Annotated in this window: 17 protein-coding genes and 1 tRNA gene; 9 read left to right on the forward strand and 9 right to left on the reverse strand. The window is 71.6% G+C overall.

Features of this window, described 5'->3' with window-relative positions:
• Positions 1-333, reverse strand: a 333-nt coding sequence (gene dcd / locus VLF38_RS15330) for a dCTP deaminase (protein ID WP_325272107.1), incomplete at its 3' end; no start/stop codon positions are given.
• 70 nt (positions 334-403) lie between these two features.
• Entirely contained in the window at positions 404-1,306 is a 903-nt protein-coding gene (locus VLF38_RS15335) for a hypothetical protein (protein ID WP_325272108.1), read from the reverse strand.
• Positions 1,307-1,323: 17 nt separating this feature from the next.
• Here VLF38_RS15335 and VLF38_RS15340 point away from each other — a divergent pair, with 17 nt between their 5' ends.
• Entirely contained in the window at positions 1,324-2,106 is a 783-nt protein-coding gene (locus VLF38_RS15340; RefSeq protein ID WP_325272109.1) for an SGNH/GDSL hydrolase family protein, read from the forward strand.
• A 40-nt stretch (positions 2,107-2,146) separates the two neighbouring features.
• Positions 2,147-2,222, forward strand: a tRNA-Gly gene (locus tag VLF38_RS15345).
• A gap of 14 nt (positions 2,223-2,236) precedes the next feature.
• Here VLF38_RS15345 and VLF38_RS15350 read toward each other — a convergent pair.
• Genes VLF38_RS15350 through VLF38_RS15360 form a run of 3 tightly spaced genes read right to left on the reverse strand, consistent with a single transcriptional unit; the run spans position 2,237 to position 3,646 of the window.
• Positions 2,237-2,506 (reverse strand): sigma factor, encoded by a 270-nt coding sequence (locus VLF38_RS15350; RefSeq protein WP_325272110.1) that lies wholly within the window; start codon positions 2,504-2,506, stop codon positions 2,237-2,239.
• A 29-nt stretch (positions 2,507-2,535) separates the two neighbouring features.
• Positions 2,536-3,405 carry an FHA domain-containing protein gene (locus VLF38_RS15355; RefSeq protein WP_325272111.1) on the reverse strand — a complete coding sequence of 290 codons (870 nt, stop codon included), beginning with the start codon at positions 3,403-3,405 and terminating at the stop codon, positions 2,536-2,538.
• Position 3,406: 1 nt separating this feature from the next.
• Complete coding sequence (locus tag VLF38_RS15360) at positions 3,407-3,646, reverse strand: hypothetical protein (protein ID WP_188784122.1); 240 nt, start codon at positions 3,644-3,646, stop codon at positions 3,407-3,409.
• Positions 3,647-3,913: 267 nt separating this feature from the next.
• Between VLF38_RS15360 and VLF38_RS15365 the strand changes: the two genes are divergently transcribed.
• Complete coding sequence (locus VLF38_RS15365) at positions 3,914-4,807, forward strand: MerR family transcriptional regulator (protein WP_325272112.1); 894 nt, start codon at positions 3,914-3,916, stop codon at positions 4,805-4,807.
• Between the two features lie 54 nt (positions 4,808-4,861).
• Here VLF38_RS15365 and VLF38_RS15370 read toward each other — a convergent pair whose 3' ends face one another.
• Entirely contained in the window at positions 4,862-6,892 is a 2,031-nt protein-coding gene (locus VLF38_RS15370; RefSeq protein WP_325272113.1) for an MMPL family transporter, read from the reverse strand.
• A gap of 62 nt (positions 6,893-6,954) precedes the next feature.
• Here VLF38_RS15370 and VLF38_RS15375 point away from each other — a divergent pair, with 62 nt between their 5' ends.
• Both VLF38_RS15375 and VLF38_RS15380 read left to right on the forward strand, forming a co-directional pair.
• Positions 6,955-7,431 (forward strand): MarR family winged helix-turn-helix transcriptional regulator, encoded by a 477-nt coding sequence (locus VLF38_RS15375; RefSeq protein WP_325272114.1) that lies wholly within the window; start codon positions 6,955-6,957, stop codon positions 7,429-7,431.
• A gap of 3 nt (positions 7,432-7,434) precedes the next feature.
• Positions 7,435-8,289, forward strand: coding sequence for an NAD-dependent epimerase/dehydratase family protein (locus tag VLF38_RS15380; protein WP_325272115.1), 855 nt, complete (start codon positions 7,435-7,437; stop codon positions 8,287-8,289).
• 3 nt (positions 8,290-8,292) lie between these two features.
• On the opposite strand, the gene VLF38_RS15385 is transcribed toward VLF38_RS15380, so the two are convergent.
• The gene (locus tag VLF38_RS15385; protein ID WP_325272116.1) at positions 8,293-9,369 is read right to left on the reverse strand and encodes an ionic transporter y4hA; all 1,077 of its coding nucleotides are present in this window, start codon (positions 9,367-9,369) and stop codon (positions 8,293-8,295) included.
• 73 nt (positions 9,370-9,442) lie between these two features.
• Here VLF38_RS15385 and VLF38_RS15390 point away from each other — a divergent pair, with 73 nt between their 5' ends.
• A complete protein-coding gene (locus tag VLF38_RS15390; RefSeq protein WP_325272117.1) occupies positions 9,443-10,066 on the forward strand; it encodes a DUF2461 domain-containing protein in 624 nt (207 codons plus the stop codon).
• A gap of 159 nt (positions 10,067-10,225) precedes the next feature.
• The gene (locus tag VLF38_RS15395; protein WP_325272118.1) at positions 10,226-10,813 is read left to right on the forward strand and encodes a hypothetical protein; all 588 of its coding nucleotides are present in this window, start codon (positions 10,226-10,228) and stop codon (positions 10,811-10,813) included.
• 48 nt (positions 10,814-10,861) lie between these two features.
• On the opposite strand, the gene VLF38_RS15400 is transcribed toward VLF38_RS15395, so the two are convergent.
• Positions 10,862-11,320: an Rrf2 family transcriptional regulator gene (locus tag VLF38_RS15400; protein WP_325272119.1), complete on the reverse strand. Its 459-nt coding sequence runs from the start codon at positions 11,318-11,320 to the stop codon at positions 10,862-10,864.
• Positions 11,321-11,479: 159 nt separating this feature from the next.
• On the opposite strand from VLF38_RS15400, the gene VLF38_RS15405 reads away from it, so the two are divergent.
• Positions 11,480-13,333 carry an acyl-CoA dehydrogenase gene (locus tag VLF38_RS15405; protein ID WP_325272120.1) on the forward strand — a complete coding sequence of 618 codons (1,854 nt, stop codon included), beginning with the start codon at positions 11,480-11,482 and terminating at the stop codon, positions 13,331-13,333.
• Between the two features lie 116 nt (positions 13,334-13,449).
• On the opposite strand, the gene VLF38_RS15410 is transcribed toward VLF38_RS15405, so the two are convergent.
• Positions 13,450-15,231 carry a serine/threonine-protein kinase gene (locus VLF38_RS15410; RefSeq protein WP_325272121.1) on the reverse strand — a complete coding sequence of 594 codons (1,782 nt, stop codon included), beginning with the start codon at positions 15,229-15,231 and terminating at the stop codon, positions 13,450-13,452.
• Positions 15,232-15,524: 293 nt separating this feature from the next.
• Between VLF38_RS15410 and VLF38_RS15415 the strand changes: the two genes are divergently transcribed.
• Positions 15,525-16,248: acetyl-CoA carboxylase carboxyltransferase subunit beta (locus VLF38_RS15415; RefSeq protein WP_325272122.1), on the forward strand; the 724-nt coding region annotated here is incomplete at its 3' end.

The following is a 16,248-nucleotide window of genomic DNA, read 5'->3' on the forward strand; positions in this document are numbered from 1 at the left end:
GGTCAGCAGGCCGAGGCGACCGAGCGACGACTTGCCCTCGACGCGCGCGGCAAGGTCGTCGGGGAGCGTGACGACCTCGAAGGTCGAGCCGAGCACGAACTCACCCGGGTGCAGGATGAACGGCTCCTCGCCCTCCACCTCGACCATGCGGGTCAGGTCGGACTGGTCGGCCGCGGGGTCGATCGTGGGGTACTTGTGGTTGTCGAAGACCCGGAAGAACTTGTCCAGCCGGAAGTCGATGCTCGACGGCTGCACCATCGCGGGGTCGTAGGGCTCGATGACGATCCGCTTGTCGTCGATCTCGGCGAGGATGTCCCGGTCGGAGAGCAGCATGGCCAGCAGATTAGTCGTACGCCGCGGCGCGCGGCCGGGTGCCCGCTGAACGGGCATGTGGCGCGCCGGCTCAGAGCGCCCGGGCGGGCTCCTGCGGCACCACGTGCACGGGCGCGCGGGCGATCCTCACGAGCCGTTCCTGGAGCTCCGGCCCTCGCGCACCGAGCGACTCCGGCTCGACGCCGATCAGCACTCCGGAGAGGTCTCCACAGCTGCCACCCGAGGTGAGCGATGCGGGGATCTCGCCACGCTCGGCAGCGGCGAAGATCCGGTTGCTCGCCGCGGTGATCTCGCGCGGGGAGTAGGCCGTCTCCTCGACCACCACGAGAGCCCCCGCCAGACGGCTCTCGGCAAGCGCGGCGACCTGGGTCGGGAGCGGCCGCTTCCACTGCACGAAGATCGCGCCCGCCTCGTTCCAGTAGGCGAACTCACCGTCGTCCGGCAGGCCGGCCAAGGCCCGGCGCACCTCGGTCATCGGCCGCTCGAGCGCCCACTGCAGGCCCTGCGACACGAGGGCTTCGCGGTCGTCACCGTTGCCGAACTCCGGCCCCTGGTCGCGTTCCCAGACGTGAGAGGCGCCGGCGGCCAGGAGTAGCGGCTCGGCCGCGTCGAAGTCGCCGTCCACGAAGGCGAAGACCCCGAGCCGCGTCGGCTCGGCGAACGCAACCGACCAGCCCGCGCCCGACATCGCTGCCAGTCGCTGGGCCTTCTCCCGCTCCTCCTGGATGTGCATGATCGGCGGGACGTGCCGGGTGAAGACCGGGTGCCGCTCGGGGCAGCCGAAGAGCGCGTCCTGCGACTGCGGCCCGGGAAGCCTGCCGGAGGGCGACGGAGCGGCAGGGGCCGAGCCGTGCGGGCCCGGGGTGCGGTCGTCCGACGGCGCACCGAGGACGGTCCCCGCAGCGAGGACCGCGAGCACCGCCATCGACGCCGCGACGAGCACCGGGGTCCGGCCGCGGCTGCGTCGTTCCATTCCGTCATCATGGGGCCATGACCTTCCACCGGTACGTCGCATTGGGAGATTCGTTCACCGAGGGCGTCGGCGACGCCGACCCGACGCGGCCCAACGGTGTCCGGGGCTGGGCCGACCGGGTGGCCGAGGTGCTCGCGACGAAGACCGACGACTTCGGCTACGCCAACCTCGCGATCCGCGGCCGCAAGCTGCCGGCGATCCTCGAGGAGCAGCTCGAGCCCGCGATCGCGCTGCAGCCCGACCTGGTCACGATCCACGGCGGCGGCAACGACGTGCTGCGACCGCGGGTCGACCTCGACGCCCTCGCCGCGGCGTACGACGAAGGGATCGGCCGGCTGACCGCTGCGGGCGCGCACGTCACGCTCTTCACGATCGCCGACCCGGGGCTCAACCCTGCGCTGAAGTTCGCACGCGGCCGGGTCGCGGTCTTCAACGAGTGGGCGCGCGAGATCGCCGAGAAGCACGGCGCGACCCTCGTCGACATGTGGCGCATGCGCGGCTGGAAGGTCGCCGAGATCATGGACGTCGACCGCCTCCACATGAGCCCGGTCGGCCACGCCTACATGGCCGTGCAGGTGCTCGACGCGCTCGGCGTCGAGCACGACGCGCAGCCGCCGGCGTTCCCCGAGGTGCCCGAGCTGACCCGGCGCCAGCAGCTCGCGGTCGACGCCCACTGGGCCCGCGAGCACCTCGCCCCGTGGATCAAGCGGCGCGTCACCGGCCGCTCCTCCGGCGACGGGATCGAGCCGAAGCGCCCGACCCTGCTCCCCGTCACCGTGACCGGCGACACCGTCCGGTAGCATCCACTCGTCCCGCTCGGGCTGTGCCGGAGCGGGGCATGCGGATGTAGCTCAGTTGGTAGAGCGCGACCTTCCCAAGGTCGATGTCGCGAGTTCGAGTCTCGTCATCCGCTCCACGCTCCACCGCAGGTCAGGCGACGCGGTCCGACCACTCCTCCTTGGCGACGCGCTGCACATGGCGTAGCAGCCACGCGAGAGCACTGCCCTGCGCCGGGTCGAACCGGGGCGCGGCCCGCCACGCCTCCCGGTAGCCCTGCACAAGCACCTCGTCGGCGTTCGCCTCCCCGACGAGGCAGAGCGCGAGCCGGTACGCCGGACCGCAGGTGGCGTCGTACAGCCGGGCGAACGCATCGCGGTCCCCGCGGCCGGCCTGCAGGAGAAGCTCGCGCGTCGCAGCCATCGGGCACTCTCCGCAGCGTGGCGCTCCGCTCATCGCGACCACTGTGCCCGGGTCCCGGTCGGTTGCGGACGCTGGTGCCCGAGCTCCCCGCCGATCCGGCCGGCGAAGGGGCGCCCGTGGTCGGCGTACTCGGCGCGGGCGAAGGCCAGCGTCCAGTCGCCGACCTGGAGCCTCGCTCCGGTCCGCAGGACTGCCCGGATCGCCGGCGCGCCATGGACATAGGTGGCCGGGGCGTGAGCCACGACGGCGAACTCGTCGTTGTCGTCGTGGACGACCTCGGCGTGCAGCTCCCGCAGGCCGGGCAGGCGGATGTCGCAGTCGGGGCCGCTCCCGATGCGGCAGGACTCCTCCCCCAGCCAGTAGATGGGCTGGCGCTCGCCGGGCCGGTAACCATCGCGGACCAACACCAGCCGCGGCTGCCCTCCGCGGGCGGGATCGTTCGTTCCCGTCGGACGAACCCGGACGCGACGCGCGAACGTCGGCGCCAGCGGGAACGGCGTGGCAGGCGGCAGGAGACCGCCGGCAGCCTCCTTGCCCTGGACGCGGCCGGCCAGCTCGCGCAGCCGGGCGCGGCCAGGTGCCCGCAGCGCCCGCCATCCGGCGAGGCGGATCCGCCGCGACCCCGTGATCCTGCGCTGCCACCACGGCGCGTGGACGGCACCGAGCGAGAGCAGTCGAGGCTGACCAGGGCCCTCCACCACGTCGAGCACGAGACCACGCATCGCCAGTGCCTCCGCGATGCCCGCCACGGCGGGCGCGTCTGCGAAGCCGGCGAACGCTGCCGGGTCCGCCATCTCGAGCCGAAGCCGGTGTCCGTCACCGTGGACACGGCCGTCGACTGTCCGGCCGTCGGCCGTCTCCACGCTGAAGCGGAGGTCCGCCGCGATGCGCGTCGACATCTCAGGCCGGCCGCTGCGTTGCGTTGTCGTCGGTCGTGACCCGGAGCAGACCGTCGACGCGCCAGGTGGCCCGGGGAGCGTTGCTGCCGGTGTCGCGCGGCACCTCCACGACCATGTCGTGGAACTCGTAGTTGATCGCCGCCTCACGGCCGGTCAGGAAGTTCCACATCCGCATGCCGAGGTCGGTCCAGTCGACGATCTCGTCGCTCCCGTTGTCGGGTCGCTGGCTGCTCAGGTTCATCTCGACTCCTCCGGTGAAGATGGATGGTTTGTATAAGGAACGTACGATCTGTGTATAGGTTTTGTCAAAGGTTTGTCGCAGCGAATTCGCTCGACTTTCCCGGCGGATCAGCGGTGCTCACGCGGTCGTATGACCCGGCGACAGAGCCGGCACCGCGTATGCTTCGCGGGAGGCTGTCGAGGAGTTGTCCAAGGTTGGAGCAGGCATGAGAAGTTCCCGTCGAGCGACTGCGCGGCTCCGCGCAGCTGCCGGCTGAGCGGAGCCCGCGTGTACACGATCAAGCGCGCGGCCGAGCAGCTCGGCATCAGCGAGTCGACCCTGCGCGCGTGGGAGCGCCGCTACGGAGTCGGTGCCACGCAGCGGACGGAGTCCGGCTACCGCCTGTACGACGGACGCGACCTGCAGGCGCTCGGCCTGATGCGGGCGCTCATCGACGAGGGCTGGCCGGCGCAGGCCGCCGCCGAGGAGATGCGCCGCCGGATGTCGTCGGACGACCGTCGACCGGCTCCGGTTCACACGGGCGCAACTGACGGAGACGACACGGCCGCGCTCATCCGGATCGCGGCCGCGCTGGACGCTCCGGCGCTCGGCACACTGCTCGACCAGCAGTTCAGTGCGGCGTCGTTCGAGGCCGTCGCGGACAGGTGGCTCCTGCCTGCGCTCCACGCGCTGGGCGTGGCGTGGAAGGACCAGCAGATCACGGTGGCGGGCGAGCACATGGTCGCCCACGCGATCACCCGCCGTCTCTCAGCCGCCTACGACGCCGCCGGGGACAACCTGATGGCCCCACGGCTCCTGATCGGCCTGCCTCCGGGCGCCCGGCACGAGCTCGGCCTGCTCGCCTTCGCCACGGCCGCACGGCGCGCCGGACTCTCCACGATCTACCTGGGCGCCGATGTCCCGACCTCGGAGTGGATCACTGCCGCGACGACCGGAGCGGTCGGCGACGTGGCGTGCGCCGTCCTGGCTGCGCCCACCGAAGCCGACAGCAGCGCCGTGCGGGAGACCGCAGACGCCCTGCGCGCGGCGCGGCCCGACCTGCTCGTGGCAGTCGGCGGCTCTGCCCAGGAGTTCGCACCGCCGTGGTGCGTCAAGCTGGGGCACCATGTCGGACCCGGCGCAGCCCTGCTCGCCGAGCGGCTTGCCGTCCGGCCCGCCTGACGCCTCCAGCACCGGCCGACCCGGTCGTCGCATGAGGACGCGCGACCTGTGACCTCACGCAACCGCGCGGCGCGACGGCCACCAGAAGCGGTCGCCCAGGACCAGGGAGATCGCCGGGACCAGGATGGTGCGCACCAACAGGGTGTCGAGAAGAACGCCGAGGCAGACCACCACGCCCAGCTGCGCGAGGACCACCAGCGGCAGCACACCGAGTACGGCGAAGACGGCCGCGAGCAGGACTCCTGCGCTGGTGATGACCCCACCGGTCGCGGTCAACGCCCGCAGCATGCCCTCCCGCGTCCCGTGCTCCCTTGCCTCCTCGCGGGCACGCGTCACGAGGAAGATGTTGTAGTCGACGCCGAGTGCCACGAGGAAGAGGAAGGCGAAGAGGGGCACCTGGACGTCCAGCGCCTCGAAGCCGAGCAGCCCGGTGAAGAGCCACCACGAGGCACCCATGCTGGCGGCGTACGTCGCGAGCACGGTCGCGACCAGCACCAGCGGCGCCACGATGGCGCGGAGCAGGACGACGAGCGCCACCAGCACGACGCCGAGGATCAGGGGGAGGACGGTACGCCGGTCGCGATCGGCGCCGGTGCGCTCGTCGATGGCGAGGGCCTCCTCGCCACCCACGTGTGTGCCGTCGAACCCGGACAGCTCGGCACGGAGCTCCTCGACGGCACCACGGGCCTCGGCACTGCCGGGTGTGCCCTCGAGGACGACGTCGATGCGGGCCACGCCCCCGGATCCCGCGGCAACGCGGGCCGAGGCGACACCCTCGGTCGCGGCGACGGCGTCCACCACCTCGTCCACGTCGTCCCTGGTCACGACCTCGGTCGGACTCGAGGTGCCCGCAGGGAACGACACGGCGAGCCGCTCGGCGGCCGTGATCGCCTCCGGCTCGTCGAGGAACTGGCCCGACCGGTCGAGACCGGTCTCGATCCGGAAGAGGCCGGCCGACAGGACCCCCAGCACCACGAGCGTGCCGGCGACGAGCAGCACCGGCCGCCGCCGTACGACGGAGCCGACCCGGTGCCAGGCCGACCGGCCCTCCGCGGCCGGGGTCGCACCCCGCCGCGGAATCCGCGGCCAGAAGACCCAGCGGCCGACGAGCACGAGCGTCGCGGGGAGCACGACCAGCACGAAGAAGGCTGCCACCGCGATGCCGATGGCACAGGCCAGGCCCAGACCGCGCGTGCTGGGCGTCAGCGACAGCAGCAGCGTCAACAGACCGAGGACCACGGTCGTCGCACTCGCGAGCACGGGCTCCACCGTGCGGTGCAGGGCCACGGCCATCGCCGCATGGCGCGAGTCGTGGCGTGAGAGCTCGTCGCGGTAGCGCGAGATCAGCAGGAGCGCGTAGTTGGTGCCGGCACCGAAGACCAGCACCGACAGGATGCCGATCGTGGACTCGTTCCAGGCCACGTCCAGCTCGGCCATCATCCGCGTGGCGACGACGGCCGCGAGGCGGTCCGCCAGGCCGACGACGACGAGAGGGAAGATCCACAGCACCGGGCTGCGGTAGGTGATCACCAGCAGAAGGGCCACCACAAGGGCGGTCACGGCCAGCAGCCGCGTGTTGGCGCCGTCGAAGACCTTGGCGAGATCGGCCTGGATGGCGGCCGGGCCGGTGACCGATGCGGAGACACCCGGCGGAGCAGCGTCGGTCAGGCTCTCCCGCACCTCCGCGACCCGCTCGGCGGTCTCGGTCGCCGAGGACGCGGAGACGGCTACGACGGCGAACGCGGCGCTGCCGTCCTCCGCCACGGTCAGGGACGCAGGCACAGCCCCTGCCGCTTCCGCAGCCGCGCGGATCCCGGTGAGCTGATCGCCCAGGGTGCCCGAGTCGGCCGTGAACAGCGCGATCGCGACGGCATCACCCTCGCTGCCGATCTTCTCCGCCAGCTCGGTCGCCGCCGTGGAGTCCAGCCCCCGCGGCAGTGAGTCAGTCGCGCGCTGGGTGCGCTCGCCCTCCCCGAGCAGGCCCAGCGCAACGAACGCCAGCAGCAGCGGAAGCAGGGCCACCAGCCAGGCGGTCCGGGGTGCGACGAGGCGGGTGGCGAGGCGGCCTGCGCCCTCTGCGCTCATGGGAGACTCCTTCAGCGAGAACATGTTATTAAGATTATTGATAGTTAAGTAGGTGAAGCAAAATGGCGGAGCGCACGACCCCCGGCTGGCACGAGAGCCCGACCCTGGAGGCCCTCCGCAGCCTGCTCGAGGCGGCCGTCCGCATCCGCCACGTCGTCGCCCGGCGCGCTGACCTGAGCGAGATCGAGCTCGCGACGCTGGAGCGCCTCAGCCACGGTCCCATCGGGCCCGCTGCCCTCGCCCGGGAGCTCGACGTGAGCGGTGCCGCCGCCACGGGGATCGTCGACCGCCTCAGCGGCCGTGGCCACGTCGAGCGCGTCGCCGACCCTGACGACCGTCGTCGTACGCAACTGCACATCTCCGAGTCCGCGACCGCCCAGGTGCAGCAGCACCTCGGGCCGATGTTCCTCGGGCTGGCCCGCCTGGACGCCGACTTCACCGCGGAGCAGCGTTCCGTGATCGAGCGCTACCTCCGCGGTGCCCTCGACGCCCTCGACGCCGTGATCTCGCAGGCGCCGAGCACCGACGGCGGGCGGTGAGGGATGTCCGTCCTGATCGCAGGTTGTGGCGACCTCGGCACCGAGGCCGGCCTCCGGTTCGTCGCGGCCGGTCACCACGTCACCGGCTGGCGGCGCACGCCGGGGAGGCTGCCACGTGCCATCGAAGGGGTCGCTGCCGACCTGACCCGCGACGCGCCGCGCGTGCCCGCCGACACCGAGATCCTGGTCGTCGCGCTGGCGGCCGACGGACACGACGAGGCGGCCTACCGCGCGGCGTACGTCGACGGCACCCAGCGCGTGCTCGACGCTCTCGATCGCGACGGCGTCACCCCGCGGCGCGCCCTCTTCGTCAGCTCCACCGCCGTCTACGGGTCGCTCTCGGGCGAGGTCGATGAGGAGTCACCCACGGAGCCCACGGCGTTCAACGGCGCCGTGATGCTCGAGGCCGAGGAGCTCTTCCTCGAAGGCTTCGCCGCGACACCGACCCGCGCCAGCGTGCTCCGGCTCGGCGGCATCTACTGCCCCGGCCGCACCCGGCTGCTCGACCTGGTCCGCTCCGGCACGGCGACCATCCCCACCCCCGACCGGCGTACGGCGAGGATCCACCGCGACGACGCGGCCTCCGCGATCGTGCACCTCGCGACCATGCAAACGCGCCCCGCCGGCAGCTACCTCGTCGTCGACGACGCCCCCGCGCCGTACGGCGAGGTGGTCCGCTGGCTCGCCGAGGCGATGGACGCGCCGGAGCCGCGCCAGGCCGAACGGCCGAGCGCCCGCGGCGCCGACCGCGCCTGCAGCAATGCGCGCCTCCGCTCGACGGGGTGGGCGCCCAGCTTCCCGACGTACGCCGAGGGCTACCGCGCCGTCCTCAGCGGACAGGGCGCACGCCACCCCTGAGGATCAGGGCGCCACGGCGAGGAAGAGGAAGGCGGCGAAGAGCACCAGGTGCACGCCGCCCTGCAGGGTCTTGGCACGCCCCGGCACGACGGTGAGCGTGGCGACGAAGACCGACATCACCAGGAGCACGATCTGCATCGGGTCGAGGCCGAGCACGAGGGGCCCATCGAGCCAGATGCTGGCCACGGCGATCGCGGGGATGGTCAGCCCGATCGAGGCCATCGCGCTGCCGTAGGCGAGGTTGAGTCCGGTCTGGACGCGGTCGAGGGCGGCCGCCCTGGTCGCGGCGATCGTCTCCGGCGCGAGGACGAGCAGGGCGATGACGACGCCGACGAAGGACGCGGGCAGGCCGGCGCGGCCGACGACGTCCTCGACGCCCGGCGACTCGAGCTTGGCCAGCCCGACCACCGCGATGAGCGAGACCAGCAGCAGGACCAGGCTGGTCAGGGCCTCGCGGCCGGTCGGCGGCGACGCGTGCGCGTCTGCCTCCACCGTGCTGCCGTCGGGCTTCACGGGCAGGAAGAAGTCGCGGTGCCGGACCGTCTGGGTGAAGACGAAGAGTGCGTAGAGCGCGAGCGAGGCGACCGCGGCGAAGGCCAGCTGCGACGGGGTGAACTCGGGGCCGGGCGCGCTCTCGGTGAACCGCGGCAGCACGAGCGTGATGCTGGCCAGGGTGATGACGGTCGCCAGTGCAGCGCCCGTGCCCTCGGGATTGAAGTGGGCGAGGCCGTGGCGCAGCGCGCCCACCAGCAGCACGAGCCCCACGATGCCGTTGAGGCAGATCATCACCGCCGAGAAGACGGTGTCGCGCGCGAGCGCGGAGACGTCGCCCTTGCCCGAGACCATGAGCATGACGATCAACCCCACCTCGATGACCGTGACGGCCACCGCGAGCAGCAGTGAGCCGAACGGCTCCCCGAGCCGGTGCGCGACCACCTCGGCGTGGTGCACCGCCGCCACGACCGAGCCCGCGAGGAGCGGCAGGAGCAGGAGCAGCACGACACCGGTGGGGTGGTGGCTCCACAGGCCGAGTGCCGCCGCGAGGCTGACCACGGGGATCGCGAGGAGGGCATGGCGCACGACACGCAGTCTAGGAAGCCGTCCCTGAGCGCCTCTCCGGTCACACCAGCGCCGTGCACCTAGGCTCGTCGCCATGACGTTCGAAGGGTTCCCGGTCGCTGCGCTCGACTTCTACGACGACCTCGAGGTCGACAACACGAAGTCCTTCTGGGAGGCACACAAGGCGGTCTACAAGGAGTCCGTCGAGGCACCGATGAAGGCGCTGACGTCGGCCCTCGAGCAGGAGTTCGGGTCGGCGAAGATCTTCCGCCCCTACCGCGACGTCCGGTTCGCGAAGGACAAGACGCCGTACAAGACCCATCAGGGCGCCTTCGTCGGCGTGGTGCCGGCAACCGGGTGGTACCTCGAGCTCTCGGCCCGCGGCGTACGCACCGGTGCCGGCTTCTACGAGGCGAGCGGCGAGCGGATGGCGGCGTTCCGGGAGGCCGTGGCCGAGGTGAAGCGCGGCACGCAGCTCGCCTCGATCGTGAAGGGGCTCGAGCAGGCGGGATTCGAGATCGGGGGCGAGACGCTGAAGACCGCTCCGCGCGGCTACGACAAGGAGCACGTGCGCATCGACCTGCTCCGCCACAAGCAGCTCTTCGCCGGCCGCCAGCTCGGCTTCGAGCCGGTCATCCACACCGCGCAGCTCGTCGATGTCGTCCGCGACGACTGGCGCCGCCTCCGTCCGCTCGTGGACTGGCTCGCTGCGCTCTGAGCCGTCGCGCCGCCCACGACGTCATAGCCGCCCACGACGTCATAGGAGTTGGCTGCTCTAGCGACCAGGTCCTATGACGTCCCGCAGATCACACGCGGTCGGCATGTCCGTTTCCGCCCTGTTCACCCGGACGCCGCCCGGCGCTGGGACGCTGCGGGCATGGCCAAGAAGAATGCCTTCCTCCTCATCGGTCCCGCGATCCCGTCGGCCGACGGACTCCAGCAGACGCTGACCGAGCAGCAGGGCCTGCTGACGACCGCGGGCCTGATCACGCCCGACGTCACCCAGGGCGACCTCGATCGCTCGGCGATCGAGGTCCTCCGTACCCACAAGGCCGAGGGGCTCGCACGCGCGAGCGTCGAGGGGAGCCTCGCCCGCGTCGTCCGCCGCGCGGAGAAGCGCAAGGCGGCCGTCCTCCTCGGCCACCCGTCGTACGCCGGGGCGGACGCGACGCAGCGCTCGCTGCTGCTCGATGCGATGAGTGGCTTCCGCACGCACGTCGTGATCACGGCGGAGCGCGGGCAGCCCGGGCTCGACGACCTGATCGACGCGTGGGCCGCCCAGGTGAAGCCGACGCGGCTGCACGTGGTGACGTTCGAGGCCGGCGACGGGCTCGACGCCGTGCTGGAGCGCGTGGTCGAGCACGCCCGCGTGGCGCACGAGGCCGACCTCGAGAAGCGGATCGGCAAGCTGAAGAAGAAGCGCGCCGCTCTCAAGGAGCAGCTCGAGGAGCTCCGCTCCGCCTGACCAATGGCTCACCGGCCGCGAACCAGCAGCCGCCAGGCCGGCCGACGGTCAGTGGGGCTGCCAGGCGTCCTCGTCGGCAGTCCGCGAGGTGACCTCGGACGGAAGGTCGCGCTCGGCCAGCGACGCGATCGTGACCTTCTCGAAGACGTCACGCAGCGAGGAGCGCGCCGCGATCCACACGTGCTGGAGGACGTCGGCCTTCTCGTTGTAGGTGACCGCCTCGGGCCGCAGGCCGTAGACCGAGACCAGCGGGCCGTCGACGGCGCGGATCACGTCGGCGATCGTGACCGAGTCGGCCGCGCGAGCGAGCCGCCAGCCACCCGACTGGCCGCGCTGCGACACCACGATGTCGGCGCGGCGCATGTCAGCAAGGATCGCCTGGAGGAAGCCGTGCGGGATCTCCTGGAGGCGGCCCAGCTCCTCGGCGCTCACGGGCCGCGCGTCGTCACGCGACGCGATCTCGATGAGCGCCCGCAGGGCGTAGTCGGACTTGGCGGAGACTCGCATGGGGCGATCATCCCAGACAGCCGCGGGCTCCGCGTCGTACGGCGTGGCGCAGATCATGTAGCGGTTTGCCTTGCGTGCTGTAACTCGGCGTTGCATCATTTTGTTACTGGCGAGTAATGCCGCCGATCTTCCCGACTCCCTCACCATGAAGGTGCATCCGTGAGCCACTACAAGAGCAACCTCCGCGACCTCGAGTTCAACCTCTTCGAGGTCTTCAAGGTCCAGGACTACATGGACGCCGAGGTCTTCGAGGGCTTCGACGAGGAGACCGCCCGCGAGGTCCTCAAGGAGGTCGAGCGCCTCGCCTCCAACGAGATCGCCGCCTCCTACGTCGACGCCGACCGCAACCCGCCGGTCTTCGACCCGCAGACCCACACCGCTCCGGTACCGGCGTCGCTGAAGAAGTCCTACGACTCCTACATGGAGGCGGGCTTCTGGAGCCTCGGCCTGCCGTCCGAGATCGGCTGCCAGCCCGCCCCGGCGGCGGTCGTCTGGACCGCCAGCGAGATGGTCGTCGCCGCCAACGCCGCGATGAACTTCTTCGCGATCGGCCCGTTCTTCGCCTCCGTCGCCTTCCACAACGCCAACGGCGTGGAGCGCGACGTCAAGATCGCCAAGCTCATGGTCGAGCGCCAGTGGGGCGCCACCATGGTCCTCACCGAGCCCGACGCGGGCTCGGACGTCGGTGCCGGCAAGTCCGTCGCCACCGCCAATGAGGACGGCACCTGGAACATCTCTGGCGTGAAGCGCTTCATCACCAGCGCCGAGTCGGACCTGCAGGAGAACATCGTCCACTTCGTCCTCGCCCGCCCGAAGGGCATCGACGGCATCGGTGGCCCCGGCACCAAGGGCCTCTCGCTCTTCCTCGTCCCGAAGTACCACTTCGACCTCGAGACCGGCGAGCTGACCGGCGAGCGCAACGGCGCCTACGTCACCAACGTCGAGCACAAGATGGGCATCAAGTCGTCCAACACCTGTGAGATCACCTTCGGTGACCCGCAGGTCGGCGGCGGCGAGCCGGCTGTCGGCTACCTCCTCGGCGAGGTGCACGACGGCATCCGCCAGATGTTCGACGTCATCGAGAACGCCCGCATGATGGTCGGCACGAAGGCGATCGGCACGCTGTCGACCGGCTACCTCAACGCCCTCGAGTACGCCAAGGAGCGCGTCCAGGGTCCCGACCTCGCGCAGGCCGCGGACAAGAACGCCCCCAAGGTCACCATCACGAACCACCCCGACGTCCGCCGTTCGCTGCTCACGCAGAAGGCGTACGCCGAGGCGATGCGCGCGCTGTACGTCTACACGGCGTACTGGAAGGACCAGGTCCTCATCGGTGGCGAGAACGCCGAGCTGGCCGCCAAGGTCAACGACCTGCTCCTCCCGATCGTGAAGGGCTACGGCTCGGAGAAGGCCTGGACGCTGCTCGGCACCGAGTCGCTCCAGACCCTCGGTGGCTCCGGCTTCCTGCAGGAGTACCCCATCGAGCAGTACATCCGTGACGCCAAGATCGACACCCTCTACGAGGGCACCACGGCGATCCAGGGCATGGACTTCTTCTTCCGCAAGATCGTCAAGGACCAGGGCGTCGCGCTCGGCCACGTCCAGGCCGAGATCCAGAACACGATCGACAACGGCTCCGAGGAGCTCAAGATCGAGCGGGCCCTGCTCGCGACCGGTCTGGCCCAGGCCGGCGAGCTCGTCCAGCTCGCCGTCAACGACCTGATGAACGCGATGAACGAGATCAAGTCGATCTACAAGGTCGGCCTGAACACCACCCGCGTCCTGATGGCCCTCGGCGACGTCGTCTGCGCCTGGCTGCTCGTCCGCCAGGCCGAGGTCGCGCTGGAGGCCCTGGCCGCCGGTGCCTCGGAGAAGGACAAGCCGTTCTACGAGGGCAAGGTCGCGGCCGCGAAGTTCTTCGCTGCGCAGGTCCTCCCGAAGATCGCCGCCGAGCTCGAGATCGCCAAGGCGACCACGCTCGACGTCATGGAGCTCGACGAGGCTGCGTTCTGATCCATCCCGCCGGCTGACCACTCCGTTGGTCGGGCCAGGTGAGACGACGACGCCCCGGTTGCCTGCTGGCAGCCGGGGCGTCGTGCGTTGCTCAGCAGCGGGTCACGGCAACCTGCTCACAGCGGCACGCCCTGGACCTGGTTGACGTTCCTGCACCGCGTCGCGACGGCGTCGACCGCAGCCTGTCGCTTCGCGGCCGTGTCGGCCGAGACGTAGATGTACCAGGCCGCGCCGTCGCTTCCTGCCCAGTAGCGGCCCCAGCGGTACTTGCCCGCCCCCATGCCGCCGATCTGCTGGCCGGCGTACGAGCCGCCGGTGTACCAGGGCCGGTCGGACTCCGTCGTCATCCGGTCCTGGAGGAAGGAACGTGCCGCAGCCACGCTGGTGGCTCGCTGGACGTAGACAGGGTGCCCGTTGGCGTAGCACCCGAGACCGCGGTCGGCGATCCGCGTATCCGCCGCCTCGGGAGCCCAGCAACTGGTGAGGCCGCCGACCATCCAGTGCACGCCGGTGCTCCCGCTGGGCCAACCGCAGTCGGCGAGGGCGTACTCGGTCGTGCCGTCCCAACAACGGAACCGATCAGCCGGCGCAGCGGCCTGCGTGCGGGTCGTCGTGGCGCCACCGGAGGACGACCCCGACGTGCCGGTTCTCGTTCCGGCGTCCACGCCGGTCCCGGTGACGGTGCTCCTCGAGCCACCGAGGCCGAGCCCGACGTCGCCGCCGACGTCGCCGCCCGTGACGCCGTTGGCGCCCGTGCCCTCACGGACCGACGGATCGATCGGGCTCAGCGTGTGGGTGGCTTGCATGGTCACCGTGCGGCCAGCGATCTCGACCGTGGTCGCGCCGGCGACGAGTGCGGTGTCGTCCGACGTCAGTGCACGCACGCCGAGGCCGCCCGCCACGGCTGCCAGCAGGCTCGCTGCGACGAGCGCGGGCAGGGCCCACCGACGGCGCGCACCGGCGGTTGCGGCAGCCCCGGTCGTCGCTGCTCCGGTTGCCGCTGCAGCCGTCGCGGGGCGCGTCGCTGCGGAGCGGAGGGTGGTGGGCGCCGCCTCGGCCGCCTGGACCGCCCCCGGCGCACCGGAGACCAGAGCGCGCAGGTCGGCCGCCATGGCGGCTGCCGAGGCGTAGCGCTCCTCCGGCTCCTTGGCGAGCGCCTTCAGGAGCACCGCGTTGGCCTTCTTGGCGAACGGCGTCGTGCCGACGAGCTGCGGCGGCAGACCGTCGAGGTGGCCGCGCATCACCTCGCCGTCACTGCCGACGTACGGCGCCGCACCCGTGAGTGCGTACCAGAACAGGCACCCGGCGGAGTAGACGTCACCGGCCGGCCCGGCGTCCTTGCCGTAGTGCCGCTCGGGCGCCATCCACGGCAACGAGCCGATCACCTGGCCGGTGCGGGTCAGGCCCTGACCGGCGGTGGTCGCGATGCCGAAGTCGCAGAGGTACGCCGCGCCGTCCTCCGTCACGAGCACGTTGGCGGGCTTGACGTCGCGATGGACCACATCGGCCCGGTGCGCGTCGGCGAGGCCGGCGAGCAGCTGCTCGGTGACCGCGACCGCCGTCGCCGGCTCGAGAGCGCCTCGCTCGGCGACGAGCGTGGCGAGGTCGACGCCATCGATGAGCTGGGTGCTGATGTAGAGGACGCCGTCGTGCTCGCCGTGGTCGTAGATGCTGACCACGTGGGCGGAGTCGAGGCGGGCCTGCGTCGCCGCCTCACGGGCGAACCGCGTCCGGAACTCCGCGTCACGCGCCAGGTGCGGCGCGACGATCTTCAGCGCGACCCGCCGACCGAGCACGGTGTCGAGCGCTGCGTAGACCACGCCCATGCCGCCCTGGCCGAGCTCGCGCTCCAGCAGGTAGCGCCCGAACGTCTCACCCGGACCGGGAAGTCGGCTCACGTGTCACCCCCAAGATCGTGCGTGCCGTGCACAGTATGGGCGACCGCTGTGGCAGACGGCACGCCCTTCACAGGCCTGTAGGGCCCCATTCAGACCTAGGGCGTGTCTGACAACAGACCTAGGGCGTGTCTGACAAACCGCCGCCGTCGCGAGCGACGTCCGGTGCGTGGGCTGGCAAGGCGGAGGAGGGAGCCGTGGCGGAGCCACGGCGACTGACGACAACGCAGCCAGGGCGCGTACCGGGCGGCGCGCAGCAGGCGCGGGGTTTGTCAGACACGCCCTAGGGTGTCCGCGTGACCGACCGCCACACCGCCTCCGACCTGATCGAGCGCCTGCTCGACGCCGGTTCCTGGACCAGCTGGGACGCCGCGCCCGGGCGCGGCGGGCTCGACCCGGCGTACGTCGCGGAGCTCGAGCGGGCAACAGCGAAGGCGGGCGTGGACGACGCGATCGTCACCGGCCGCGGCACGCTCGACGGTCAGCCCGTGGCCGTGGTGGCGGGCGAGTTCGCCTTCCTCGCCGGCTCGGTGGGCCGCGCTGCGGCGGACCGGCTGGTCGCGGGCTTCGAGCGCGCCACCGCCGAAGGACTGCCGGTCATCGGCCTGACGTGCTCCGGCGGCACCCGCATGCAGGAGGGCACGCCGGCGTTCGTCCAGATGGTGCGGATCGGTGCGGCGGTCGCCGCCCACCGCGCGGCGGGCCTGCCCTACGTCGCCTACCTCCGCAACCCGACCACCGGTGGCGTGATGGCGACCTGGGGCTCCCTCGGCCAGATCACGTACGCCGAGCCCGGCGCGCTCGCCGGCTTTCTCGGCCCGCGCGTCTATGCGGCGCTGTACGACGAGGAGTTCCCGCCCGGCGTCCAGACCGCCGAGCACCTGGCGGAGGTCGGCATCATCGACGGCGTCGTCGCTCCCGCCGACCTGCGCGACCGCCTCGCCACCGTCCTCCGGGCAACCACGCGCCCCACTTCGCGTGACCACAAGCCCCACCTCGGCGCCGAAGTGGGGCTTGTGG

The organism is Nocardioides sp., assembly GCF_035481145.1.
GTDB lineage: Bacteria > Actinomycetota > Actinomycetes > Propionibacteriales > Nocardioidaceae > Nocardioides.

What these genes read in the sequence shown, in the direction of transcription:
- VLF38_RS15350 (WP_325272110.1), bottom strand. Translation starts at nt 2,506, where the DNA reads ATGGCTGCGACGCGCGAGCTTCTCCTGCAGGCCGGCCGCGGGGACCGC.
- VLF38_RS15400 (WP_325272119.1), bottom strand. Translation starts at nt 11,320, where the DNA reads ATGCGAGTCTCCGCCAAGTCCGACTACGCCCTGCGGGCGCTCATCGAG.
- VLF38_RS15390 (WP_325272117.1), top strand. Translation starts at nt 9,443, where the DNA reads ATGACGTTCGAAGGGTTCCCGGTCGCTGCGCTCGACTTCTACGACGAC.
- VLF38_RS15375 (WP_325272114.1), top strand. Translation starts at nt 6,955, where the DNA reads ATGGCGGAGCGCACGACCCCCGGCTGGCACGAGAGCCCGACCCTGGAG.
- VLF38_RS15370 (WP_325272113.1), bottom strand. Translation starts at nt 6,892, where the DNA reads ATGAGCGCAGAGGGCGCAGGCCGCCTCGCCACCCGCCTCGTCGCACCC.
- VLF38_RS15335 (WP_325272108.1), bottom strand. Translation starts at nt 1,306, where the DNA reads ATGGAACGACGCAGCCGCGGCCGGACCCCGGTGCTCGTCGCGGCGTCG.
- VLF38_RS15340 (WP_325272109.1), top strand. Translation starts at nt 1,324, where the DNA reads ATGACCTTCCACCGGTACGTCGCATTGGGAGATTCGTTCACCGAGGGC.
- VLF38_RS15380 (WP_325272115.1), top strand. Translation starts at nt 7,435, where the DNA reads ATGTCCGTCCTGATCGCAGGTTGTGGCGACCTCGGCACCGAGGCCGGC.
- VLF38_RS15355 (WP_325272111.1), bottom strand. Translation starts at nt 3,405, where the DNA reads ATGTCGACGCGCATCGCGGCGGACCTCCGCTTCAGCGTGGAGACGGCC.
- VLF38_RS15360 (WP_188784122.1), bottom strand. Translation starts at nt 3,646, where the DNA reads ATGAACCTGAGCAGCCAGCGACCCGACAACGGGAGCGACGAGATCGTC.
- VLF38_RS15395 (WP_325272118.1), top strand. Translation starts at nt 10,226, where the DNA reads ATGGCCAAGAAGAATGCCTTCCTCCTCATCGGTCCCGCGATCCCGTCG.